This window comes from Anaerosphaera multitolerans, from assembly GCF_004006535.1.
In the GTDB taxonomy this organism is placed as follows: Bacteria; Bacillota; Clostridia; order Tissierellales; family Peptoniphilaceae; genus Anaerosphaera; species Anaerosphaera multitolerans.
This window is the reverse complement of sequence record NZ_RLIH01000004.1, coordinates 48,607-73,839: the sequence shown is the minus strand read 5'-3', so window position 1 is coordinate 73,839 and position 25,233 is coordinate 48,607. Positions and strand designations below refer to the sequence as shown.

Sequence of the window (25,233 nt, the reverse complement as noted above, 5' to 3'; positions counted from 1 at the left end):
ACTTACCTCCTAACTCTTATTTCCGGAAGTTTTATATTATTTTCCCTAAACATTTCCACCATTTCTTCTCTTATTTCATATTCCACCTTAAACTGCTCTCCTGATATTACATTGGCAGATATGGTGATTTCATAGCCTCTATCAGTATTATTCGTAACTCCCCAAACACTTGGTCCTTCTAAAACTCTGTAGTCTTTTTCCAAAAAGGAAATTCTAGTTTTTATTAAATCCACAATCTTTCTGGGATCTTCCTCAAGGTCTAAAGATAAAACCACCTTCGCTCTGGCTCTTCCCTTTTGTTTATTGGTAACTATTTCTATTTTCCCATTGGGAATAATATGAACTTCGCCATTAAAATCCCTTAAAAGAGTACTTCTAAGTCCAAATTCTTCAACGTACCCCTGATAGTCCAGTATTTCCACTAAGTCTCCCACTCTGTACTGGTCTTCCAAAATTATAAAAAAGCCGTTTATTATATCCTTTATAAGACTTTGAGCTCCAAAGGATATTGCCAAAGAACCAACGCTAAAAGCTGCGATTATTGGCGTTGTATTTACTCCTAAAATGTCTAAGGAAATAGTTATGGCCAAGAAAAATATTACAATCTTTCCAATGTTTCTCACCAAGTTCATTATGGTTACTATTCGCATATAGGAATTTTTCTTCTTTACTTCCTCCAAACTTAAGTTTCTATCTATTAAATAAGTCATAATTTTCGAAAGAATTAATGCAAAGACTATGACTACTGCCACATTTATAATTTTCCCTAAAAATTCATGTTCAACTATATATTGATAAAGTACGTCTAAAAACTCCATTATTCCTCAGCTCCCACCGGGGTACTTTCACTGGTTAAACTTCTCTTATTTACTATTTTAAAAGTTCTAATTCTTCCATTTTTTAAAGTTCCAATAGTTACTCCGAATATTTTTATTTCATCGGCTGAAAATCCAAGTCTTTTATAAAATTGAGATTTCTTTCCCAAATCTCCTCCTATGTCGCTATTCCCATAGGCATAAACTGAATTTGCAATCTGTGCCAAGTGATTTACATTGGCAGCTAGAACCTGTTTGGACTGTTCCTCTAAGTTAAAATTATACTTTGAAAGAATTCCACTGTGAAGAAGGTAGATGCTTCTCTCCTTTATTAATACGTCTGTAACATTGGGAACTTCTATATGTTTAGTTTCATCGTTGCCAAACACATACATATTTTTATCCGTAACCATTAAAACTTCATTTTTAGTAGTAAATACGCAAAGGGCTCCCTCGCTGTTAAACTCCTCTGTACTTAAATTATTATAACCTCTTGCATTTAAAATACTTTTATAACCCGTTGCATCAAGCTCCAGCTCTGCTACAGCAAAGGTAGATTCATCATAGACGTCAAAGCTCATTATTGCATTTGAACTTCTATATATTTCCTCAAGGCTGCCATCACTGCGTAATATACTCAGCACTTCATCTCCGTCGCCTTTCATGTGAAAGACTATATTTTTATTTAAATACTTTACATTGTAGAGATTTTCATCTAACGTTATGGTATTTAACAGTTCTCCCGTATCCTTATATTCAAAAACCTTTTTTAAATCCGCATCATATAAAAAGGCGTAATTATTGTCAAAAAACACTTCCAACTCTCTATCCTTGGAACTGACACTTTTTAAAAAATCAAAATTCTTATCACAGAAGTAAAGTTTTTTACCATCAAAAATCATCATTCCATTAGTACTTAAGTGAAAATCTTTGGCATTTTCCGTAATATCTAAAGTCTTATCCTCTATTATTTCCTTTTCCTGATTTGTGGCCCTGTTTACAAATAGAAACAGTACAATAAGAGCAACCACTCCTATTAAAATAGGTTTAAAATATTTCTGTGCCATTTGCTACCTCCAAAAATATTATAACACAGCACTTATTAAAGATAAATTTAAAAAACCTTGAAGCCTTTGATTTTATCCAATTAAAAAGAGCCCCTACACATAACTGTAGTGCTCCTCTTAATTATAGAGATTTTGATCCCCGAACTTGATTTTGCTGTCTACTACCACTCTCTCCGCTGGAAGTCCATATCCGTTGACATTGCCGTTTCCATAAATTAACAAGTAAATTATTTTACAAGCTTCCGCTCTTGAAATTCCATCGTTAGGTCTTAATTGTCCAGAATCGCCGCTTACTATTCCGGCATTTACAAGTGCACCCACATAACCTTTATTATCTTCGCTTATTTTAGAAGCATCACTAAATTGTTTTAATACACTTGTATTTGGCTTTAACTTATACATATATCCTAAAATCCCCATTACTTCCTGTCTGCTTATGGGATTGTTGGGATTTAAATTCCCAGTAGTTGGAGTTAAGTAACCTGCCTTTATAGCTTTGGACACGTCTTTATAAAACCAATCTGAAGTGGATACGTCTGCAAAAGTTACAGTATAAGTCTTTTTTAAATTTGCCATGGAATTGACGATTTTGTAAAACTCAACTCTAGAAATTTCCGAATCAGGTCTAAAGGTGTCAGATTCATAACCCGATACGAAACCGTCATCTGAAAGTTTGTCAATATATTCATTTGCCCAATGATTTCTAGTATCTTGATACTGTTTAGCATATGCAGTTGAAGAATTAAATACAAAGAAAAGAGACAGTAGGATTAACAGCATTTTCCTACACTTTCCCATTGCCTTCACCTTTTGTTTTAAACTATTTTGACTACTTTTATTATACCAAGAAACCAATGCAAATATCTTTAAATTTGTGTTACAGAATAACTATATATTGTAATAATAATGTCATATATGTCAATCTGTAGTAACTAAGTACCTATATTCTTCTTGAAATTTTTAAGGAGTCTGATATTTTCCTCATCCATAGCTGAAATATCCCTTGATGCATTTTCTTTTAAGTTCTTTTGTTCCACTTCCAACCGTCTCATTGAATTTTCAACTTCAATTTCAAACTCCCTTGCGGAAATTCTACTTCCACCTCTGGAAAGTATTATCTGCTGTTCCACATTGTCAGAGGTAGCAACTCTTACTTTTCTAACTCTTCCAATTTCATTTAACTCATGCTCTATAAAGTGATCGGCCGTTTCCAATTCCTTGGTAAATACCACTGTTATTCCATTATAATCATAAATAGCTCCCGGAGATTTTTTCACCATGTAACCGTCAAATACTAAAATTATCTCCTCCGTAGTCATATGGGCATATTCCGTTAAAACATCCATAAGTTTAAGCCGCTTATCTTCTAAGCTTATACTGTCATCTTTAAAGCTGTCCCAAAAATTTATTATATTATACCCATCAACAAAGAGATATTCCACATCTTTTTCATATCTTAACTTCTTCATTTTGTCTTAACACTTCAAACATTAAAATCGATGCTGCACAGGAGGCATTTAAAGAATTTATCTTTCCATACATGGGAATTGAAATAATCTCATCGCAGTTCTTTTTCACACTGTGACCAAGACCCTTACCCTCGTTACCTATTACCAGACAAACCTTTCCCCTTAAATCAACCCTATTGTAATTCTTGCCCTCCATGTCAGCTCCATATATCCAGTAGCCCTCTTTCTTTAGCTTTTCTATGGTATTTGAAAGGTTGTTTTCTATTACTACGGAAATATTTTCAATGGCACCTGCCGAGCTTTTATACACTGCATCATTTACATATACCGACTTGTGTTTTGGAATAATTATTCCGTCAAATCCCGCAGCTTCAGCTGAACGTGCAATTGCACCTAAATTATGCGGATCTTCAATTTTTTCAAGCATTATAAGTCTTCCTGAACTTCCCTTGATAATATCTTCCAGTTTCCTGTATTCATATCCGCTTACAAGAGCCACTACACCTTGGTGGTTCCCCCCGCCGGCCATTTCATCCAGCTTTTTTTTATTTAATTCCGTAATTAAAATATTCTGTTCCTTAGCAAGGGCATAAATTTTTCTTATAGAGCCCTCAAAATTTCCCTTTTGAACATATAGCTTATCCACTCTTTTATTTTTCAATACTTCAATTACAGGATTTCTTCCATAGATATATTCTTTCATTATTATCCTAAATTTCTAAAGAACTCTCTTACTTCTTTAGCCTTTCCACAAGTCATTGCACCCTCATTACAAGGTCCCTTTACACAGGCAGGTCCCGAATCCTTAAATAAAACCGGACTTACCTTTTTACATTCTTCAAGCATTTTCGTAGCCAACTGCCTTATTTCCCATTGAGCTCTGTTACAACACCTTAGTTCAAAAAAGTGAAGCAGCGTTCTCACATTCATAGTTACTACTATTTTCGTTTCACAGGCATTGGGAAAAACATATCTGGCATCTTCAATGGAGTCCTTTTCAACTTTCTTTTTGGCTTTTTTTTCATCCATTCCACCATCTATTAATTCCTGCGCCTTTTGAGCTATTAAAAGCTCTGTGATCTTTTGATAGGCTTCCTTGTCCTTCTCCATAATGTCCTGATAGATTTTTAAAGCCTCTTCATTTTTTTCAATTTCAGGAGGCACAATGTATTCAAAATTATCCAATCTCACATATCTTTGAGATTGTTGTGAGTAACTTGCAATTCTATGTCTTACCAACTGATGAGTAAGCGTTCTTGAAACGCCTTCTATGGCAAAGGTAAAAGAAGCATGCTCCAAAGGTGAAGCATGAGAAAAGCTCATTAGCATATCTACAAATTTATCCCTGCTTTCCTCAGTCATAGTCTTTTTAATTTCATCTACTCCCACAGGCGAGTAACAAAGCTTTGCAGCCTGGGCAATAACCTCTTCGGGCAACGGTGTATTGGCAATAATTTCAACTTTCATTTTAAACCTCCATCTTTTCAAAAAGATCTAATATCCTATTTCCCCTATCTAGTAAGTATAAATATCCAAATAGACATTCCAAACCTGTAGCTTCCCTATATTCGTTTACATTTGCATTTTTAGGAACAGTATGTGATTTAGTATTTCTTCCTCTTTTATAAACCATGTACTCTTCCTCTGTAAGCTCATCTTTTATCTTATTTATAAAGTCCGCTTGAGCCTTTGCCTTTACGTAACCTATAGCTTCAACATGTAACTTCTTCGGATTTTTATTTTTATTGAGAATAAAACTTCTAACAAGCAGTTCAAAAACCGCATCTCCCAAAAAAGCAAGAGCAAGAGGAGACAGCTCTTTTATTGAGTTTTCGTCATAATCTCTTGCTACTTGTAAAAACATTAAATTCTTTTCCACTTTGTTCCAGTCCTTGTATCTTCAATAACTATATTTTTGGAAAGAAGAATGTCCCTTATTTCATCTGCTCTTTTAAAGTCTCTGTTTTTTCTGGCATCTTCTCTTTCCTTAATAAGTTCCTCTATTTCACTGTCAATTCCCTCTTTTTTTATTTCCAAAATTCCCAGCACCTTTGAAAGTTTCAAAAGAGTATTTTGAATTTCTTCAACTACTTTTTTATTGGAATCTTCACTTAAAGAAGTATTTATCAGCTTTACAATGTTAAATACTGCAGTTATAGCATCAGCTGTATTTAAATCATCGTCCATGGAATCTTCAAACATCTTTATATTTTCCCTTACTTCAGAAAGAATCCTATTATCCTCTTCACTAATCTCTCTTTCCTTAGTGATATTCATTAGGTCTTCCAGCTTGTCCTTTCCGTTGTAAATTCTATCTAAAGAGTTTTTAGTCTGCTCCATTACTTCCCTTGAAAAGTTTATTGGAGATCTGTAATGACTGCTAATTAGGAAAAATCTTAAAACCTCAAGATCAAATTCCTTTGAAACTTCCCTAACTGTAAAAAAGTTTCCAAGGGACTTGCTCATTTTTTCATTGTCAACAGTAATCATTCCATTATGTAGCCAGTAATTTGCAAAGGTAACTTCATTACAAGCTTCCGATTGAGCTATTTCATTTTCATGGTGTGGAAATTGTAAATCTTCTCCTCCCGAATGAATATCAATAGTATCTCCCAATAGGGACTTTGCCATTACCGAACACTCTATATGCCAGCCCGGTCTTCCCTGACCCCATGGAGCATCCCAGTAAGGTTCATTTTCCTTTTTCGCCTTCCAAAGGGCAAAATCCGCAGGGCTTCTCTTAATTTCAGATACATCCACTCTTGCCCCGGATATTAAATCCTCCAGTTTCTTATGAGAAAGCTTTCCATAATCCTTGGCCGCTTCAATATTAAAATATACGTCTCCCTCTGAAACATAGGCCGCATCTTTATCTAAAAGGACTTGAATAAATTCAATCATCTCGTCAACATAGTGGGTTGCTCTGGGATTAAGAGTTTCATAATCATAAAGGTGTAGTCCGTTTGCATCTTTCTTAAATTCGGCAATATATCTATTTGCCACTTCTTCAACTGTAATACCCTCTTCATTTGCCTTATTTATCAACTTATCATCTATATCCGTAAAGTTTACTACAAATTTTACATCATAGCCCTTATATATAAAGTATCTTCTCAAGGTATCAAAAACACTTAAGGGTCTTGCATTTCCAACGTGTATTAAATTATATACTGTGGGACCACAGTTATACATTGTAACCTGTCCTTCTTTAATTGGAATAAATTCCTCTTTTTTTCTAGTAAGCGTATTATATAACTTCATAGTACCTCCCAAAACTTTGTATAAAAAAAGTCTCCTTTAAGAGACATTCCTTGGTTTTAACCATAACAACAGGTAATCCAATTGTATTTTAGTCCTTTAAAACCTTGCCATCTTTAATTATTTTATATTAAATAAGGTATTTTTTCAACGGACTTAAAAAACTTATCATAGTAATCTAAGTATATCATTTTTCCTTCCCTAATCAGTTCCTTAATTTCTTCAAGGGATGCTATTTTTGCCTCTGCCACTTCCTCACTTTGCAGTTTAAGAGAATTTAAATCAACTTCACTATCAACTAAATATATGTAAAAAATACTGGACTCCTCAAAAATTATTCTCTTAAGTTTTATTTCATCCTTTGATATATCAAGACCAAGCTCCTCTTTAACCTCTCTAATTAAACCGTCTCTCGGCTCCTCACCTGCATGGACTGAACCTCCCGCCGAGCAGTACCACATATTGGGAAACATCTTCTTATTTGCGCTTCGTTTTTGCAATAAATACAAATTCTTTCCGCACCTAATCCAACATTCCACAATTAGATGGTATTCCCCTTCTAATAGAGGTTGTCCTTTTTTTATAACTTTATTCTTTTTTTTGCCCTTACTATTATATACATCCCAAAATTCCGCCATATTAACTCACCTTTAAATAAGTATATCAACTAGTCTAATTAAAGTAAATTATATAGTTTAAAGTCTTTAAAGAATTTTTAGTTTATTTAAAAACTTTAAACTGATACTGATATATATTTAAAATTAAACTTAAAGTTTTAAAATTTTAAAAGACATAGCCCACCGGCTATGCCTGTTTTAATTTATTGATGCCTTTATAAAACCGTCAAAAAGCGGATGAACTTTGTTAGGCCTGGATTTAAATTCAGGATGATATTGGCATCCTATAAAGAATTTATGGTCCTTTAATTCAATTATGTCAACTAAATCCAAATCTTCATTTACTCCCGAAAATACAACTCCCGCTTTACGAATTTCACCTCTGTAACTGTTATTAAATTCATACCTATGTCTGTGTCTTTCCAGAATGTCCTCCATCCCGTATAACTCTCTGGCTACAGTTCCCTCTTCCAAAGTACAGCTATAGTCCCCAAGTCTTAAAGTTCCTCCAATGGCATCTATGGACTTTTGATTTTCCAAAAGGTCAACTATCGGATGTGGAGTTTCAGCATCTATTTCCGTACTGTTTGCGCCCTTTAAACCAAGTTTATTTCTGGCAATGTCTATTAGGGCTATTTGCATTCCGTAACAAATTCCCAAGTAGGGAATATTATTTTCTCTTGCATACTTACTTGCTTTAATCATACCTTCAGTTCCCCTTCGTCCAAAACCGCCGGGAACTATTATACCCTTTACACCTTCAAAAAGCTTTTCTCCGCCTTCTTTTTCTATTTCTTCAGAGGCAAGCCATCTCATCTTCACTTTTACGCCGTTAGTACATCCCGCATCCATTAAAGCCTGTACTACTGAAAGGTAAGCGTCATGAAGGTCTGTATACTTTCCGACTAAGGCTATTTCGATTTCCTTTGAAGCACTTTTAAATTTATTTACCATTTTTATCCAACACTTTTTGGAGTCAGGTTGATTTTCCAAATGCAATTTATCTAATATATATTCATCAAGTCCCTGTTCATGAAATATTATAGGCACTTCATAGATTAACTCGGCAGTCTTGGATTCTACAATTGCCTCCTTGGGCACGTCACAGAATAAAGATATTTTTTCTTTAATTGCATCTGTAATTTCTCCGTCAGCCCTTGTAATTATAATATCGGCCTTTATTCCGTAACTCATAAGTTGTTTAAAGGAGTGTTGAGTAGGTTTTGTCTTTAACTCATCAGAGCCCGGAATTTTAGGTACTAAAACAGTATGAACAAATAGCACATCTTCAGTTTTATTCTCAGAGTGAATCTGCCTTATTGCCTCTAAAAAGGGAAGTCCCTCTATATCGCCGACAGTTCCACCTATTTCCGTAATTACAATGTCAGATTCGGATTCTTTGGCAGCTTTATATACTGCATTTTTTATTTCATCAGTTATATGGGGAATTACTTGGACAGTTGAACCGTTATAGTCTCCTCTTCTCTCTTTTTCAATTACCTTTGAATAAACTTTTCCCGTAGTTATACTTGCTCTCTTTGTAAGCTCTTCATCTATAAATCTCTCATAATGTCCCAAATCAAGATCTGTTTCCGCACCGTCCTTTGTCACAAAAACCTCTCCATGTTGGTAAGGGCTCATAGTCCCAGGGTCTACGTTAATATAGGGGTCAAACTTCTGCATAAACACAGTAAGCCCTCTATCCTTTAACAATCTTCCTATACTTGCCGCTGCTATTCCCTTACCTATTCCCGACACTACTCCGCCAGTTACGAATATAAACTTGGTCATACTTTCCTCCTATTTCCATGAACAATTTAAAACTCTCTTTAAAAAACAAAAAATTGGCAAAGTCCTCGCCAATATGAAAAAAAATATAACCTCTTTTTTAGAGGTGTTTTCTTTTATGATACATATTTTTTTATTTCTTGTCAACTCACTGTACCAAAAAAATAAAATAGCCTAAGCTATTTTATTTTAAATGGTTTTTAAATACATTTAGAACCTCTGCAGGCTCATCTATTTTATAAACTCTGGCAGGATTACCCTGCGCATCTAAGTCAATGCCGTTAAACCAAACTGCCACTTTAATCTTGGGATACTTAGTACTTATTTTTTCCAGCATATCTCTTGTCCACTCCACCTTGTTGCCGCCCACTGTACTACATGCAAATTCAGTAATCATCATAGGCTTATTATACATTTTTACAGAATCCCTGTAGAGTTTTGTATAAAGCTCATCAAAACTTTCCCACTTCTCATCGCTATAATAGGTTCCCGTATTATATAAGGTAAGTCCTAAAATATCATAATGATCTTCCCTAGGTCTATATAGCGACTCATCATTGTATTTAAAATCAGGGAAGTTCCTTCCATTTGGATTAAATACATAGAGCACATATGGATTTGCTCCCTCTTCCTCAAATATACTGTAAATATGCTCATAAAAGGCAATGTAAATATCTGAATCCAAACCTGTATTCCAAGCGGAATAGCTACACCAGTCCCCGTTCATCTCATTTCCTATTCTAAACAAAGTAGGATGCTCTTCTTCCTTTATAATCCTTGCCATTTCTCTAAAGGAATCGTCTCGTTCTCCGTTTAAAACCGAATATATTTGATTTTTACCGTCTACTATATCAGTTTGGAAAGTAAACTCCAAGGTTTTATTCCAAGTTTTACAATACTTAATGGCCTCTCTTATCTGTTCATTGTTAAAGCTAAAGCTGTGGTATAAAAGCGCATATTTAAACTTGTGGTCAATCTTTCCCTCAATGTCGCTCATCGTTGTATTTCTCCAAAAGTCCTGAACAAAAATTCCCCACTTCGTACTACCCGCACTTAAAAAGTCATTATAATAAAGCTTAGAAGTATCTTCACTTAAAACTCTTCCCGATTGGACCTGTCCTGCCGAATCCATAAGTATACTTTGTTTTACAGGAACTACGGGAACTTCCTTTGTCTTAACGTCCATCTTAAATGTCTCCACCATTGACACCACTTCTTCTTTATTTATAGAGTTTGAGGACTTAATCATAAAAGTGGCAAATTTGTTATTTCCCATATTCCTTATCAAAATTAAATAATGATTCTTATCATTCTCCACTGCACTTAATTTTTGTCTGTTAAATTGATAAGCACGAAAATTACCTATAGCTGTTGGCTGAATACCGTCATAGAGAACTTCATATTCTCCCTGGTTGTCCCTTAAACCCTTTAAACTATAGTACTCATAATCTGCATAATTGAAATTTTTACCACTTGGATCCTCTATAAAAATCTTAAATGAGGTGTTTCCATAACTGATTTCAGTTTTATAATAATTACCATCACATACTACCTTTGACGCCTTTGGAACTTCAATGGAATATCCGTCAACGTAGTTTTTCAGTAAATTTTTCTCTCCATTAATAGGCGAAAGCTCAAAGGCACCCTCTGCATAAACAGGCCTTACTAGCGCTAAAGTAAAAAATAAAAATAATAAAACACTTTTACATTTATTTTTCATAAACAACTCCTTTTTTTCATACTAGGTTATAGTATACAATATTGAAAAGTAAATGACAAAGGATAAAAAGTTGTTTATTTTTAATTTTATTATTATTCTGTGCATTAAAAAATGCAGCTAAGCTGCACTTTTATTTAAAATACTCTTCTTCAATTTGTGAAATTTTATCCACTCTCATTCCATGGCGACCGCCTTCAAATTCTGCCTCTAAAAACATATCCACTATCATTTTTGCAAGGTCCTCTCCCACAACTCTTGAACCCATTGCAATTATATTGGCATTGTTGTGTTTAACTGTCATCTTTGCAGAATATGGCTCTGAACATACTGCCGCCCTTACACCTTTAACTTTATTTGCGGCAAGAGAGATTCCAATTCCCGTTCCACATACCAGCACTCCCTTGTCCACTTCGCCGCTTGCTACTTTTTCTCCCACAATCTTACCGTAGTCGGGATAGTCCACTCTGTCCAAATTATACGTTCCATAGTCCACACATTCATATCCCTTTTCCTCTAAGTACTTAAACAAAACTTCCTTAAGTTCATAACCTGCATGGTCACTTCCAAAACCTAATTTCATAAGCCCTCCTAATACTTTTATAATAAAATTATAACATCCCTTTTCAAATTAATAAATAAAAAAGGGACTTTACAGTCCCAAATTCGGATTGGCTCTATTGTCCTCATCTATATTACCGCTTTTATATAAATAGTATCCCGCCGATGCAATCATAGCTGCGTTATCGGTACAGAGAATTTTTTCAGGGTAGTAGACTTTTAAATTTTCTTCTTTAGCCCTTTTCTCTAAATCTCTACGCAGCCCTTCATTAGCTGCAACGCCTCCCGCAAGTACTATTTTATCCATGCCTTCTTCTTTAGCAAGCTTTACAGCTTTTTCAATTAATACATCTGTAACCGCTTTTTGAAAAGAAGCTGCCACATCTTCCTCTACCACTTCTTCCCCTTTTTGTTCTTTGTTGTGTAAATAGTTAATCACTGCTGTTTTTAAGCCGCTAAAAGAGAAATCATAACTTCCCTCTTCCAACATAACTCTTGGAAAGCCTAAGTTGTCCTCTCCCTTTTTGGCAAGCTTATCTATTATAGGTCCTCCGGGATATCCTATTCCCATAGCTCTTGCAACTTTATCAAAGGCCTCTCCCGCCGCATCGTCTCTAGTTCTTCCAACTAATTCAAAGTCCACATAATCTCTAACTTTTATTAGGTAGGTATGACCTCCGGAAACTATTAAGCCTATAAAGGGCGGCTCTAAATCACTGTTGCTTATATAATTGGCACATACATGACCATAGATATGATTTACTCCCACAAAAGGTCTGTCTATGGCATAGGCGAAAGCTTTTGCCGCACTTATCCCCACAAGTAAGGCTCCAATTAATCCCGGCCCCTTTGTAGCAACTACTAAGTCTATTTCTTCTTTATCTATGCCGGCCTGTGTAATTGCCTCCTCCAGTACGCTGTTCATGGATTCCACATGTTGTCTTGAAGCAATTTCAGGCACTACTCCTCCGTACTTTTTATGTGTATCTATTTGGGATGAAATTACGTTTGAAAGCACTTTTCTTCCATCCTCTATTACAGCCACCGAAGTCTCATCACAGGATGATTCCACTGCTAAAACTTTCATCTCTCACCTCTTCCACATAATTATTGCATGAGATCCTATTTTATAATAGTCCTTTCTCATGCCCTCTTCTACAAATCCAAATTTTTTATATAAATTAATCGCCGGAAAATTGTCATGTCTTACTTCAAGAGTAATATCCCAATTTCCAAAACCGTTATTTCCAAGTTCTTTTAATACATTGGAAAGTAAAAAACTTCCAATTCCCAAATTTCTGTAATCCTCATCTATTGCCACATTGTTAATGTGAACTTCTCCAAAGAGTTTTACGAAATTTAAAAAGCCCACTACTTTTCCATTTCCATCTTCATCAGGGACTTCCACTACATACACTTCTGAAATTAAATCCCTTTCAATTTCCATTTTCAAAGCTTCCCTTGACCATGGAGTATCAAAAGAAGCTTCTTCAATTTCCATTATTCTATCTAAATCCTCTGTTTTTGCTTTTCTAAAGCTCTTCTTTTCTATATTCAACACCTTGTTTTCTTTCCAAACTCCCTTTCAGCTTGAGAAGGGTTAATATAATTCGGCAGGACTTCAAATAAATTGTCTCCTCCAAATTTTCCATATTCCAATTGTCCTAAATGAGCCACATTTGTCCCGTGGATCATACCGTCTTTATATTTTACTACTTTAAACTCCTTTTGCAAGTTCTCCAAAAATACATCTCGTCCCGGTCCAAGAACTACTATTTCCTCTTTAAACTCTCTAAGTTCCTCCATTATTTCATCTATGTGTTTTAATGAGTCCTCTTTTAAATTTTCTATTTCACCTTGATTTTTATAGATGCCGTAATAAGCTCTTCCTCTTTTAGCGTCAAAAAGGGGAAGAATAATTCCCTCTCCCTCATAGTTTAAAGCCATTGCCTTTAAGGACGAAACTCCCTTTATCTCTATTCCTAAAGTTTGAGCAAAAGTTCTGGCAATGGTAACTGCTATTCTAGTTCCCGTAAAAGATCCCGGACCTATTCCCACAGCTATTAAGTCAATGTCCTTTAGCTTGTAATCCAGCTTTTTAAATATATCTCCTACCATTTCAACTAATTCTTCGGAGTTAAACATATTTGATGAGAGTTCAAAAGATGCAATATCCTTTCCATCATCAATTAATCCCGCACAAGTTTTTAATGTTGATGTGTCAATTCCCAATACTCTCATTTCAATTCCTCCAAAAGTTCCTGTGAACGCAGTCCCACTGCTACAATATCTATTATGCGCTCTTCTCCGGTTTTTCTTTTTATATTTAACTCTAAATAATCCTCAGGCAGCGCTTCTTTAATTTTATCAGCCCATTCAACTATACAAACTCCGTCACCATAAAAATATTCATCAAAGCCCATGTAGAAAATATCCTCTTCTGTTTCAAGTCTGTAGGTATCAAAGTGATAGAGATTAACAGGACCATAGTATTCATTTATAATGGTAAAAGTAGGAGAGGTGATATAGTCCTCTATACCCATTCCCTCTCCAATACTTTTAGTTAGCGTTGTCTTTCCCGCGCCTAAATCTCCATTTAAACAGATTACATCACCGGGCCTTAAAAGTTTTCCCAGTTTAATGCCAAATACTTTAGTTTCTTCAACATCTTTTAAACTAATTTGCATTTTAACCTCTAAATTTTTCAAAAAATACATGCTCTTTAAAATCAAGTTCTTTTTTTTCTCTTGGTTCTTCCGCCTTATGTCCAATTCCAATAACACATTCTACATTATACTCCTCAGGAACTTCAAGTAATTCTTTTAAAACTTCCTGTGAAGGTCTACCCTCTTCATTAACAGCAGTGGTTACATTTCCCCAACAGCTGCCCAAGCCCAAGTCCTCAGCCTGAAGTTGAATAAAGGTCGCTGCAATACAAGCATCCTGATTATAAGTAGTAGCTGCAAGCTCCTTATTAGTTACTACAGCAATTGCCACACTTGCTCCCTTTAAAAAAGCCGCGCCGCTTACCTTGTACTTGGAAAGCTTCTCCAGCATTTCCTTATCCTTTATAACTATAAATCTCTTAGAATCTAAATTTTTTCCGGTAGGTGATAATAGTGCACTTTCTAAAATTAAATTTAAGTCTTTTTCAGAGATTTCTTCATCTGTGTACTTTCTTATACTTCTTCTCTTTTTTGCAAGTTCGTTAAACATCGTATTACCTCCTAAATAGTTCTATATATATTATACATAAAAGACTTTAAAAATAAGTATTTTTCTGTAATAATATTTAAAGGGAGGGGTTCGATGAAATTATTAGAAGAACGTATAAAGAAAGACGGTTATATATTAAATGGAAATATAATAAAAGTTGATTCATTTTTAAATCACCAATTGGATATTGAATTTCTTTCACAATTAAGTGAGGCAATCTATCAACATTTTAAAGATAAAGATATAAATAAAATTTTGACCATTGAGGCATCAGGAATAGCTCTTGCAACAGTTCTATCACAAAAATTCAACTATGTTCCCGTGGTCTTTGCAAAAAAACAAAAAAATAAAAATCTCGGCACTGACGTCTATCAATCCTTAGTAAAATCCTTTACTACTGATAAGGAATATACAGTTACAGTCTCTAAAAAATATTTAAATGAAAATGATAATTTAATTATTATTGATGACTTCCTAGCTGAGGGGAATGCCCTTAAAGGTCTTATTGACGTGGCAAATCAAGCCGGTTCAAAAGTAAGCGGTATTTCCGTAGCTGTGGAAAAGGGCTTTCAGGAAGGCGGAAAAATTATAAGAGATATGGGCTATGATTTACTTTCTCTTGCAGTTATTAAAAGTATTGAAAATGAACAGTTTCAATTTTAACATTTAAAATATTATAGTATTTAACCCGTAAAAAAACGTAGGCAGTAGCCTACATTTTTTAATTTCTTAAATTTTCCTCTAACTTATTTAACTCATCTTTTATTTCAACAGGCAATCTATCTCCAAAGGGTTTGAAAAATTCTTTTATATTTTCCACATCTTCCAACCATTCTTCTTTATTTACCTTTAAAAGCTCCCTAACTTTACTAAGAGATACTTCCTCTTCAACACCCTCTCGGTTTATATCCTCAGCTTTTGGAATATAACCAATTGCAATTTCCTCAGCATCAACTTTATTTTCACAACGATTTAATATCCATTCCAACACTCTCATATTGTCGCCAAATCCCGGCCACATATAATCCCCATTTTCATCAAGTCTAAACCAATTTACGTGAAATATCTTTGGAGCCTTATCGCCTAGTTCTCCTCCCATATCAAGCCAGTGTTGAAAATAATCCCCCATATTGTAGCCACAGAAAGGAAGCATTGCCATAGGATCTCTTCTTACTACACCTACATCACCAATTATGGCAGCTGTTGTTTCAGAGGCCATAGTTGCCCCTAAAAAAGTCCCATGTTGCCAATCTCTTGACTCATATACTAAAGGCGCCGTCTTTGCCCTTCTACCTCCAAATAATATTGCTGAAATTGGAACACCTTGAGGATCTTCCCAGTGAGGACTTATTGAAGGACAATTTCTTGCAGAGGAAGTAAACCTTGAATTTGGGTGAGCTCCCTTTTCTTTAGAGGTTTTCCCATTCCAAGCATCTCCCTTCCAATCTTCCCCATTTTCAGGAGGATTGGAATCAAGTCCCTCCCACCATACACTTCCATTGTCTAAATTAAGAGCCACATTAGTAAAGATAGTGTCCTTCTCCATAGTTCCAAGCGCATTTGGATTTGACTTTTCATTAGTACCCGGTACCACTCCGAAAAAACCCGCTTCAGGATTAATAGCATAAAGTCTGCCGTCTTCCCCTATATGCATCCAAGCTATATCATCTCCCACAGTCCAAACCTTATAACCCTTTTTTCTATATACCTCAGGCGGTATTAACATAGCAAGGTTGGTCTTTCCACAAGCTGAAGGAAAAGCTCCCGCAATATATTTAACCTCTCCTTGAGGATTTTCAATTCCCAATATCAACATATGCTCAGCCATCCATCCCTCATTTTTCCCCTGATGAGATGCAATTCTAAGAGCAAAGCACTTCTTTCCCAAAAGTACATTTCCGCCATAACCTGAATTTACCGACCAAATAGTATTGTCTTCGGGAAAATGAGCAATGTAACGCTTCTTATCATCCAGCTCCGCCGTTGAATGGACTCCCTTTACAAAGTCCTCAGATTCTCCCAGCCTCTCCAGTACTCTTCTACCTACTCTCGTCATAATATCCATATTTAAAACCACATAGATGGAATCGGTAATTTCAAAACCGATTTTGGAATAAGGTGAATCAACAGGCCCCATACTATAGGGAATTATGTACATAGTCCTTCCCCTCATAGCTCCCTTAAAAATAGGCTTAATAATTCCGTACATCTCCTCAGGTGCTATCCAGTTGTTATTAGGTCCCGCATCTTCTTTGTCTTCAGTACAGATAAAAGTTCTGTCCTCCACTCTTGCCACATCATTTACAGCAGAGCGATGTAAAGTACATCCGGGATGTAGCTCCTGATTTAAAAGGATTAGCTCTCCCGTTTTAATTGCCTCTTCTTTTAATTGGTCCAGCTGGGATTGTTCTCCCGTAATCCACATAATTTCACTTGGCTCTAAAAGTTCCGCCATTTCCTCTATCCAATTAATTACAAATTTATTATTAGTCATTTATCTTCTCCTAGATTTTAATAGGTTATATTAATTTCTATTTATTATAACATAATTAAGCTCCTATACAATTTAATACATCTTAAATACTATTTGAAATAGCTATACTAAAATAATAAAATATCTATACTTTGTAATTTAAAAGTCATTTTTCTGCTACACCTCTGTATTTGACTTTACCCCTGTAGTGTGATACCCTATATTTGACCTTAAGTAATAAGGTTGTCTTTTTGAGCAGTATAATCTATGGGACGTTGTAATTATACTAAGGAGAGTGTAATAAGATGAAAGCAAATACTCATGGAGAAAAGGCTCTTTTGGCAGCTGAAAAACTTGTCGAGAAAATGGGTGGCATGGAAAACAGTCCACATACTCAGGATTTGCCACTTTTCGTACGAGGTGATACACCTTCATATGCGGGCATAGCAACATTTTTAAAAACACCATACATTGTAGATTTAGACAATGTTAAAGATTTAGACGTAGCCTTTGTAGGCGCCCCATTTGATGTGGGTACCACATTTAGACCGGGTACCCGTTTCGGCCCAGAATCGATGCGTTCTATATCAAAATTATTTAAAACCTATAACTTTGAAGCAGGAATCGACCTGGCTTTAGAGTTGCAAATGGGAGATATCGGCGACATTTACTCCATCCATCAAATAGATAGAGAAATGGAACAACTAAGTAGCGCCATATCTTCAATCGTAAAACAAAATGTATTCCCTGTAGTATTGGGAGGAGACCACTCCATTGCCTATGGAACTATTATGGGAGTTACAAAAGCAGTAGAGGGAAATATAGGTGTTATTCAACTGGACAGACACCTTGACATGACTCCACTTATGATGGGAGAAAAAATGCACGACACGCCACTTTACCACGCAGGCTCAATTCCAAACCTAGACCCTAAAAACATAGTCCATATTGGAATCGGCGGTTGGCAAAACGACGCCAGAGCTGCAGCGGGAACAAAACAACGTGGTCAAACTGTACTTACAGTTGACGATGTCGTAGACTTAGGAGTTGACAAAGTAGCCGAAATAGCTCTTGAAAAAGCATGGGCTAACGGCGTAAAGGCAGTTTACTTAACCGTTGACGTAGACGTTATTGACAGCGGTATCTCCAACGGAACCGGATGGCCTGAGCCGGGCGGATTACTTCCAAGAGAAGTGCTTCGTCTTGTAAAGAAACTTGCTGAACCGGGATTAATCGGAATGGAAGTGGTTGAAGTCAGCCCTCCATATGACGATGCTAATCAACAAACTGCTTTAATGGGCGTTCGTATTATCTGTGACACCTTGTGTTCATTAGTAGTAAACAAACGTCTACCTTTAAAGTAAATCTGAAAGAAAAGAATAATAATATTTAAATACATTCCCCATAGGTATGCTGTAAACTAAAATATGTTCCAACATACTTATACTTAGGAACTATTACATCATGTAGTTTACAACATCGCCGCCATTCTTATGGCGGCTTTTATTTTTCCCTTATTCTACTATTCTTAAAAATCATAGTTATTGGGTATACTTTAAATAATAAATATTATTTTAAACTTTAATATTATAAAACCACAGTAACTTTTAAATATTTATATTTTAAAATTCTAATATACAATTTGAATTTAAGATTTATTAATCGTGGGAGGAATGAAGATGAACAATAATTCAAATAGAGATTATAATGAAGAAATAAAAGCAATGCAAAATCAGTATAGATTTTGTCCCCTATGTCTAATAGCCAAAAGTCCCCTCTATCTATACAAATATGTTAAGAAAAAATCAGAGGAGAAAAAAGAAAAAGACCAAGAGGCTAAATAAAAACTAAAAACAAAAGAGCACTGAGCTTTAAATAAGTTTTAACACTTTAATTTAAACTCAATGCTCTTTTTCTCTTTTAGCTACATCTCTAACTCTTAGGAATAAATAACCAGCCCTAGAAGTTATACTCTCCCTTGCCCCACACAATTTCAACTCCATAACTTCCTCCGACTATATAAGTTCTCTAATGTTAACTTCTCTTATATAGGCGCGGGAAATTTTCTTTACTGCCCCTGTCGGTCCGAGAAAAACCTCACCTGCAATTATTAACTGTTCAAAGTTTACTATGTCTTCTTTTACAAGGTCGTCCTTGGGATCAATAACACTTAGTTTGGAAGTTCTTTCGTTTACATCTTCCAATTCCATTTCCAAAGTTTTAGTATTGTCCATAATTTACCTCCTTTTACTAACCCTCAACTAATTCCGATTCCACAACTTTCTTAAATCCCAAAGCTTCTCTAGTACTGAAATTACCCAGCGACTCAGCCGTATTGTATAAAGCACTTAGCTCCGCCTGCGGATTTACATTTGAAAATGTCTTGGTCTTTAATTTTTGTTTTCCACTGTCATAAAAACCGTCGTCAAATTCAACCTTTAACTTAGTAGATAAAATATTTTCCACTGCCATATTCTCACCTCCTATAATATATATAGGAAATTTTAGTAAAAGTTGCTATTGTAATTAAAATATTTTTAATCTTTAGAATATTTATTTAAAATTATCTAATATCAAAGAAGAATTTCTAATAGGCTAAATATAACTAGCTATTTTAAACTTTAGCTACTTATAGGCCAAAGTCCTTTTAAGAATTTCAACAGCTCTTCTCTTAGTATTTACCACTGTCCACTTACTTATATTAAGTTTAGCCGCTATCTCATCTAAAGAAAGTTTGTTGTAGTAAAATAAAAGGACAACTTTTCTTTGGCGTAAAGTTAAATCTCCTAAAGCAGCTTTTAAACTTTCGCTTAACTCCAAACTTAAAAAATAATCTTCAATGCTGAAATCATCTTGTAACTCTTCAAGATAACTTTTTTCTTCATCTTCCAAAGGTACTTTAGTTCCATGGTCTTTTAATAGGTATTTAAAAGTTTCCAAATAATAAAACCTTAAATAGTTTTTTAAAAAATTTAAATATGTACCTTTCTTTTCATCATGAATTTTTAAACATTCCAGTAAAATTAAAACTCCATCTTGGTAAAGATCTTCATAGTAGTCCCACAATGGACAATATTTTTTAATAGAAGATTTTATAAGAGGACTTAATTTATCTATTAGTAATATCTTTGCTTCCTCATCTCCCACCTTCGCCCTTATACATAATTTATTAATAACTTCGTACATAAAAATCACTCCCTTATTTAGAACGTTTGTTCTTTTTATTATAAAGGGAGTTGCCTTTTAATGCAAGGGTATTAATGTATTTTTTAGAAAACTATCTTTCTACAAAAAGAAAAACCTAAGAGATTTCTCTCTTAGGTTTAAGTTCTTTAGTAATTTTTAAAGATCTATTCTATTTGAATAAGCTTCTTTAACAGTTTCGTTTTTAATCAACTCTATAAGATCTTTAGCTTTATTTTGTGCTTGATCAAGTTCAGATTGTTCTGCATTTGCTGCTTTTAAATCTTCATAAGCTATAACTTTTTCCAAAGCAACTTCTTGTCTTTCAAGTTCTTCTTCAGCCTTAATTAACTTATCAATGTCAATACCATCTTTATTTTTTAAAGCGTCATAAGCTTCTCTTGCATCTTCAATATCTGCTTTATCAGCTATTTCTACTTCGTCTTCAACCGGTAAAGCTTCAATTAATGCAATTACAGCATTTTTATCTTCGAAATGAGATTTAATTTCTTTTACAGCATCTGCTAGAGGAACCCATTTGTTATTAACTTTAACTTCAAATTTAGAAGCTGTGTAATATAGGTCTGAATTACTGTCAGTATTTCTGTTTACAGCAAATTGTAAATGAATAGTTCTTTCAGTTAAATTATCTAGCTTAGCATCTCTAATTTCTTGTTCATATTCTTCAAGGAACGGAATTAATCCTATTGGATTAGCATCAGTAGCATTAAAGAATTTTGCGTAGTTTTCATCAGAAATTTTGAATTCTGCATTTCTGTAGTCATCAATATTTCCTAGAGAATCATCTGTCAATTTAGTTGTGATAGATTTTATTCCTCCAATATTACCATAATCTAAGATACCTACTGATTGAACTTCTCTATCATTACTAGATACAAAATGTTTATCAATATTTCCCGCTAAATCCCAAGTGCTTGCGCCAGTTCCTTCAGGTTTGATAGAAACTATTGAAACTTCGTTTTTAGGATTTCCTTTTTCTTCAGCTTTTACTTGAATTATAGTACCTTCTTTAAGGGCTAACTTCTTAGTAAATACGTCAGCTCCGGAAATATTAATTCTTGCATATCTTCCACCAGTACCTTTTACGTCAATATCCTGTCCGTCAACTTTAACAACTTCAACTATTGGATATTCGTCAGTATCACTGTGGTCAAGAACTGTAGTAACAGCTTCGTTAATACCATTTCTTACCTTAATAACATCAAACTTATCACCATAGTTATATGGGAATTGTCCAACGCTTGTAAAGTGTTCTTTATCAAATTTTTCACCGTCAGTATTTTCAACTATAGCGCTTCCTAGTGATGAAGATGATTCTAATACTCTATAAAGAGTAGCAGAAGCTTCTTTAGATACTACGTTAAATACTACAACTTTTGCTGTTTCAGTGTTTCCTGAATATTCAGGATTATAAGCTGGAGTTTTTGATGATTTAGCATCAAATCCTGCATATACGTTAGGAACTACTTCATAATTGTCTTTAAAACCGATTAATCTTAAAGCTTCATAAATGTCCTTAACTTCCTTCATTTGATCATTTGCTGGGTTAGCAACATATACTTTAGTATCGTCATTAACTTTTAATGCATATGAATCTAAAAGTTTTCCATCATTGTTCTTAACATTATGGAATACTATTTCTTTAACATCCACGTTACCTGATTTGAAAGCTATTGATGCATAACCTAAAGTTTTGTCTACTTTGTCAATATTATCTTTTAGTGTATTAATATCATTAAATCCTGTAGAAACAGTACTATCAGCAACGCCTTTCCATCTTGAGTTTTTACCAACTGATTGAATATCTCTACCTAGAGCCATTTCTTCTGGATTACCAAGTTCAAGAATATGTGTAACTTCTTTTTTGTCGTTATACATAACTCTTACTAATGAACCGTAGTAGTAATCTGGATTAGTAATGTCTTTAACTTTAATAGTGTTAGAAATTTCTTTTTTACCATAAAGATTTACAAATACTGTATCATCAGTAATTGTGTATTTTTGTTCTGAATCTTGGTTAAGAGTTAATTCACTTCTACTTAATTTAGAAAGTACACCAATTTTTTCGTTAGCCGGAACTCTCTTGAATTCTTGCATTTTGTAAAGTGCGTTATATAGCATAGTAAATGCGTCAGCTCTGTTTGCTGGAGCATCTGAGTTAGCTACTGTAACATCATCAAGAATTCCTAATTGAGCTGCCCATGACATCCATTGTGTAGCCCATTTAGCATTAGCTTCTCTCATCATATCAGCAGTTAAGTCTTCTTTAACTAGAACTACTAACATTTTTGCAAGTTCTGCATAAGTTACGTTCTTTTCAGGTTTGAAACTTCCATCTGGGTAACCGTTAAGCATAGCTAAACCGTTAGCTGATGAAGGTACTGTAGTTCCTACTGAAATAACTCCGTTAGCCCAGTAAGCAGTATCAACGTCATTGTAAAGTTTCATTGAACCTTGTAGTTTTTCTGCTAATTCTTTGTTACCATTAGCAAATACGATTAGTTTTGTGATTTCAGATCTTTTGATTTCTTTATCATATCCGTAATCACCATTTTCGTAGCCTTCAACAAATTTTTTGTCGATAATGTATTGGATTTTGTTATCTTTTCCAACAATTTTTTCAACAGTTTCTACATTTTCGCCTAACTTTTCGTCAGTTGTTTCTGTAGTTGTTGTAGCTGCGAAAGCACTTGTGAATGTTCCTAGTACCATTACTAAAGCTAGTACTAAGGATAATAATTTCTTGTTCATCTTGTCTTTCGACCTCCTTAAAATTTTTGTAGACCTACAAAAGTCTTAACTTTTGTTGCTGTTTGAACGAAACAGCTCAGAGGTACGACAAGTAAACATTACTCGTAACCGAATTAATATTTAGTTGTCATTGTCCTCTTTGTTAATATTATACACCAGTTGGGTTAAAAGTAAAATTACAGTTATATTACAAAGCTGTAACCTCTTTAGGCTCCTGTATTCATCAATAGCAGAGCTTTTGGCTTAAATTTTATATCTGATAAATAAGTCGTGTAAATCCACTTAATTACAGATAAATCAGCCGTTTTTTTTACAGATTTTTAACCCTTTTATTATATTACACTATTATTTCTAAAAGTAAAGAGAGATAAAGAATTTCTTTATCTCCCTAATAATATTACACTGTTATTTAATATCTTACATTCCGAAGTTTGAGAATATATCTTCAAATATATTTTGTACGCTTCCCTCGTCATAAGGTACAGTTACCTGATTACCGGCGGACGGTTCCTCTTCCTGTACTTCAGTGCTGGGTTCCGAATATTCCGTAAAGGTAACTTCAATAGCTTCTTCCTTTCCGCCTCTTACTACAGTAACCTCTGCCTTATCATTTATTTCATATTCATATAGTTTTGACTTTAGGGCATTTACTGTTTCAATGTCGGAATCATCTATTTTAATTATTACATCTCCCGACTTTATACCCGCTTGTGCAGCCGGCGAACCGTCAATGGCATTTAATACAAAGACACCGTTTTTAACTCCCAAGTTTTGTTTAAAGTACCTTTGAACTTCTGTTGCATCTAAAGGTTGAACTCCCAAAGATACCACTCTATATTCTCCCGTTTCTATTACCTGTTTTAATATATTCTTTACGGAATTAATTGGAATTGAAAAACCAAGACCTTCGGCAGTTGAAAGTTTTACCGTATTTATCCCGATTACTTCTCCTTCTTGATTTAATAGAGGTCCTCCGGAGTTTCCTGAGTTAATAGAAGCGTCGGTTTGAATTAAACCTGTCATATAACCTCCGCCGCTTACTTGTCCCACATATCTGTTTAGTCCGGAGATTATTCCCTGTGTAACACTTCTTTGATAGGCCATATCTATCGGGTTTCCTATAGCTATGGCAGGTTCTCCTATTTGTAACTCATCGGAATTTCCTAAGGTAGCCGGTTGGATTGCCACGTCGGTTTCAATTTTTACTATTGCAATATCAATAGCCGTATCGTACCAGACAACTTTCCCCACTACGCTGGTTCCATCATTTAAAAGAACTTGAGGATTTTCCACAATTTGATTGTTTAGAGAAACCACATGGGCATTTGTAAGTATATAGCCGTCCTTATCAACTATTATTCCCGAACCTGTTCCTTGAGTTTCAATTGCTCCAAAAAAAGGTGTAATAACTTCGCCTGAGGTAGTTATACCTACCACTGAGGGCATTGCTTTCATTGCAACGGCAGTCGCCACATTTGTATTCCCTGAAGTTGTTATGTTTACTTCGGGAGTTTTTCCGCCATTTGTTGTTGTGCTGTTTTGTCCTATTGCAAAATAGGTTATTGAAGAACCTATTATTCCTCCTATTATTGCAAAAATCAGCGCCAGTGCTATTATGCCCTTCCCCGATTTTTTCTTTTCTTTCTTATTATTATAAATATTTGTGCCGTTGTTTGAACTATTTACTTCATAGTTATTATAAGTATTGTTTTCATCCATAGCATTCCACTCCTTCTATTAATAACCTATACCCTATTTTAAAAACAATTTGTGAAAATAGTGTGTACTTTTTAAAAAAGCTGTGATTTTTCTTATTATTATTGTAAACATTAAACCTTGAATTTAGCTTAAAGTTTAAAAAATAAAGACATTATAATTTAAAATTAATATTAAGGCTTCATAGTAATTAATATATACATAGAAACGTCGCCACCTTCCAAAACTATAAAGGATTTTATATTTTAAAAGTTTTTGATAATTATTTTCATTTTCCTCTTTACAAATTATTAAAAGTATATTATACTTAATACAGTTAATGATATTTACTATCAATTAACTAAGCATTTTATATTACACCCATAAATTATAGTGTAAACTATAATTGTACTTAATTAATGTAAGGAAACCCCCCTTGTGATTAGTTAAGAATTTTATACCAATCTTATTTTCCTTCATATATAAATATAAAATATAGATACATGATTGGAAAAAGACGACCAAGAACTCCCAACTTGGTCGTTTTATTTTATGTCTATTTTATTTAAGCTTAAATTTTAAACTATATTTTAACATTTAAA

General features: G+C 34.4%; 26 protein-coding genes. 3 read left to right on the top strand and 23 right to left on the bottom strand.

Translation table 11 applies throughout. The features are described 5' to 3' along the window. Positions 1–2 precede the first annotated feature (2 nt). From EF514_RS04010 to EF514_RS03930, 17 genes are all read right to left on the bottom strand, one after another. The gene (locus EF514_RS04010) at positions 3–818 is read right to left on the bottom strand and encodes a mechanosensitive ion channel family protein (protein ID WP_127724086.1); all 816 of its coding nucleotides are present in this window, start codon (positions 816–818) and stop codon (positions 3–5) included. Continuing rightward, positions 818–1,882 carry a hypothetical protein gene (locus EF514_RS04005; protein WP_127724084.1) on the bottom strand — a complete coding sequence of 355 codons (1,065 nt, stop codon included), beginning with the start codon at positions 1,880–1,882 and terminating at the stop codon, positions 818–820. Before EF514_RS04005 ends, EF514_RS04010 begins: the two co-directional genes overlap by 1 nt. A 117-nt stretch (positions 1,883–1,999) precedes the next feature. Beyond that, on the bottom strand, positions 2,000–2,680 hold the full coding sequence (locus EF514_RS04000; RefSeq protein ID WP_127724082.1) for an S-layer homology domain-containing protein: 681 nt from the start codon (positions 2,678–2,680) through the stop codon (positions 2,000–2,002). Between the two features lie 134 nt (positions 2,681–2,814). After that, the gene (locus EF514_RS03995) at positions 2,815–3,351 is read right to left on the bottom strand and encodes an NYN domain-containing protein (RefSeq protein ID WP_127724080.1); all 537 of its coding nucleotides are present in this window, start codon (positions 3,349–3,351) and stop codon (positions 2,815–2,817) included. Continuing rightward, on the bottom strand, positions 3,332–4,054 hold the full coding sequence (rlmB, locus tag EF514_RS03990) for a 23S rRNA (guanosine(2251)-2'-O)-methyltransferase RlmB (RefSeq protein WP_127724078.1): 723 nt from the start codon (positions 4,052–4,054) through the stop codon (positions 3,332–3,334). Before rlmB ends, EF514_RS03995 begins: the two co-directional genes overlap by 20 nt. Before the next feature lie 2 nt (positions 4,055–4,056). Next, positions 4,057–4,818: an FAD-dependent thymidylate synthase gene (gene thyX, locus EF514_RS03985; protein ID WP_127724076.1), complete on the bottom strand. Its 762-nt coding sequence runs from the start codon at positions 4,816–4,818 to the stop codon at positions 4,057–4,059. 1 nt (position 4,819) lies between these two features. Beyond that, positions 4,820–5,215, bottom strand: a complete 396-nt coding sequence (locus EF514_RS03980) for a Mini-ribonuclease 3 (protein WP_127724234.1) — start codon at positions 5,213–5,215, stop codon at positions 4,820–4,822. Then, the gene (cysS, locus tag EF514_RS03975; RefSeq protein ID WP_127724074.1) at positions 5,215–6,612 is read right to left on the bottom strand and encodes a cysteine--tRNA ligase; all 1,398 of its coding nucleotides are present in this window, start codon (positions 6,610–6,612) and stop codon (positions 5,215–5,217) included. The genes EF514_RS03980 and cysS overlap by 1 nt, the downstream gene beginning before the upstream one ends. A gap of 122 nt (positions 6,613–6,734) precedes the next feature. After that, positions 6,735–7,247: an NUDIX hydrolase gene (locus EF514_RS03970; RefSeq protein ID WP_127724072.1), complete on the bottom strand. Its 513-nt coding sequence runs from the start codon at positions 7,245–7,247 to the stop codon at positions 6,735–6,737. Positions 7,248–7,424: 177 nt separating this feature from the next. Beyond that, complete coding sequence (locus EF514_RS03965; RefSeq protein WP_127724070.1) at positions 7,425–9,017, bottom strand: CTP synthase; 1,593 nt, start codon at positions 9,015–9,017, stop codon at positions 7,425–7,427. Positions 9,018–9,198: 181 nt separating this feature from the next. Beyond that, a complete protein-coding gene (locus EF514_RS03960) occupies positions 9,199–10,734 on the bottom strand; it encodes a glycoside hydrolase family 26 protein (RefSeq protein ID WP_127724068.1) in 1,536 nt (511 codons plus the stop codon). A gap of 130 nt (positions 10,735–10,864) precedes the next feature. Next, complete coding sequence (gene rpiB / locus EF514_RS03955; protein WP_127724066.1) at positions 10,865–11,314, bottom strand: ribose 5-phosphate isomerase B; 450 nt, start codon at positions 11,312–11,314, stop codon at positions 10,865–10,867. A 69-nt stretch (positions 11,315–11,383) separates the two neighbouring features. Continuing rightward, the gene (gene tsaD / locus EF514_RS03950) at positions 11,384–12,379 is read right to left on the bottom strand and encodes a tRNA (adenosine(37)-N6)-threonylcarbamoyltransferase complex transferase subunit TsaD (RefSeq protein WP_127724064.1); all 996 of its coding nucleotides are present in this window, start codon (positions 12,377–12,379) and stop codon (positions 11,384–11,386) included. A 3-nt stretch (positions 12,380–12,382) separates the two neighbouring features. Then, entirely contained in the window at positions 12,383–12,850 is a 468-nt protein-coding gene (rimI, locus tag EF514_RS03945) for a ribosomal protein S18-alanine N-acetyltransferase (RefSeq protein ID WP_127724062.1), read from the bottom strand. Then, positions 12,847–13,533 carry a tRNA (adenosine(37)-N6)-threonylcarbamoyltransferase complex dimerization subunit type 1 TsaB gene (gene tsaB / locus EF514_RS03940; protein WP_127724060.1) on the bottom strand — a complete coding sequence of 229 codons (687 nt, stop codon included), beginning with the start codon at positions 13,531–13,533 and terminating at the stop codon, positions 12,847–12,849. Before tsaB ends, rimI begins: the two co-directional genes overlap by 4 nt. Further along, complete coding sequence (gene tsaE, locus EF514_RS03935) at positions 13,530–13,979, bottom strand: tRNA (adenosine(37)-N6)-threonylcarbamoyltransferase complex ATPase subunit type 1 TsaE (protein ID WP_127724058.1); 450 nt, start codon at positions 13,977–13,979, stop codon at positions 13,530–13,532. Before tsaE ends, tsaB begins: the two co-directional genes overlap by 4 nt. A gap of 1 nt (position 13,980) precedes the next feature. Then, the gene (locus EF514_RS03930; RefSeq protein WP_127724056.1) at positions 13,981–14,508 is read right to left on the bottom strand and encodes a nitroreductase family protein; all 528 of its coding nucleotides are present in this window, start codon (positions 14,506–14,508) and stop codon (positions 13,981–13,983) included. A gap of 93 nt (positions 14,509–14,601) precedes the next feature. On the opposite strand from EF514_RS03930, the gene EF514_RS03925 reads away from it, so the two are divergent. Continuing rightward, complete coding sequence (locus EF514_RS03925) at positions 14,602–15,171, top strand: xanthine phosphoribosyltransferase (protein WP_127724054.1); 570 nt, start codon at positions 14,602–14,604, stop codon at positions 15,169–15,171. 58 nt (positions 15,172–15,229) lie between these two features. Here EF514_RS03925 and EF514_RS03920 read toward each other — a convergent pair whose 3' ends face one another. Then, the gene (locus EF514_RS03920) at positions 15,230–17,002 is read right to left on the bottom strand and encodes a phosphoenolpyruvate carboxykinase (GTP) (RefSeq protein ID WP_127724052.1); all 1,773 of its coding nucleotides are present in this window, start codon (positions 17,000–17,002) and stop codon (positions 15,230–15,232) included. Positions 17,003–17,286: 284 nt separating this feature from the next. Between EF514_RS03920 and EF514_RS03915 the strand changes: the two genes are divergently transcribed. After that, the gene (locus tag EF514_RS03915) at positions 17,287–18,345 is read left to right on the top strand and encodes an agmatinase family protein (RefSeq protein WP_127724050.1); all 1,059 of its coding nucleotides are present in this window, start codon (positions 17,287–17,289) and stop codon (positions 18,343–18,345) included. A 315-nt stretch (positions 18,346–18,660) separates the two neighbouring features. Continuing rightward, positions 18,661–18,825 carry a hypothetical protein gene (locus tag EF514_RS10765; RefSeq protein ID WP_164845538.1) on the top strand — a complete coding sequence of 55 codons (165 nt, stop codon included), beginning with the start codon at positions 18,661–18,663 and terminating at the stop codon, positions 18,823–18,825. Between the two features lie 171 nt (positions 18,826–18,996). On the opposite strand, the gene EF514_RS03910 is transcribed toward EF514_RS10765, so the two are convergent. The 5 genes from EF514_RS03910 to EF514_RS03890 all read right to left on the bottom strand — a co-directional run bounded on the left by EF514_RS03910 (position 18,997) and on the right by EF514_RS03890 (position 24,655). Next, the gene (locus EF514_RS03910) at positions 18,997–19,215 is read right to left on the bottom strand and encodes a DUF2922 family protein (protein WP_127724048.1); all 219 of its coding nucleotides are present in this window, start codon (positions 19,213–19,215) and stop codon (positions 18,997–18,999) included. 16 nt (positions 19,216–19,231) lie between these two features. After that, the gene (locus tag EF514_RS03905; protein ID WP_127724046.1) at positions 19,232–19,453 is read right to left on the bottom strand and encodes a DUF1659 domain-containing protein; all 222 of its coding nucleotides are present in this window, start codon (positions 19,451–19,453) and stop codon (positions 19,232–19,234) included. A gap of 153 nt (positions 19,454–19,606) precedes the next feature. Next, a complete protein-coding gene (locus tag EF514_RS03900) occupies positions 19,607–20,167 on the bottom strand; it encodes an RNA polymerase sigma factor (protein ID WP_127724044.1) in 561 nt (186 codons plus the stop codon). A 156-nt stretch (positions 20,168–20,323) separates the two neighbouring features. Then, positions 20,324–22,936, bottom strand: a complete 2,613-nt coding sequence (locus tag EF514_RS03895) for an S-layer homology domain-containing protein (protein ID WP_127724042.1) — start codon at positions 22,934–22,936, stop codon at positions 20,324–20,326. A 417-nt stretch (positions 22,937–23,353) separates the two neighbouring features. Continuing rightward, a complete protein-coding gene (locus EF514_RS03890; protein ID WP_127724040.1) occupies positions 23,354–24,655 on the bottom strand; it encodes a S1C family serine protease in 1,302 nt (433 codons plus the stop codon). Between the last annotated feature and the right edge of the window lie 578 nt (positions 24,656–25,233).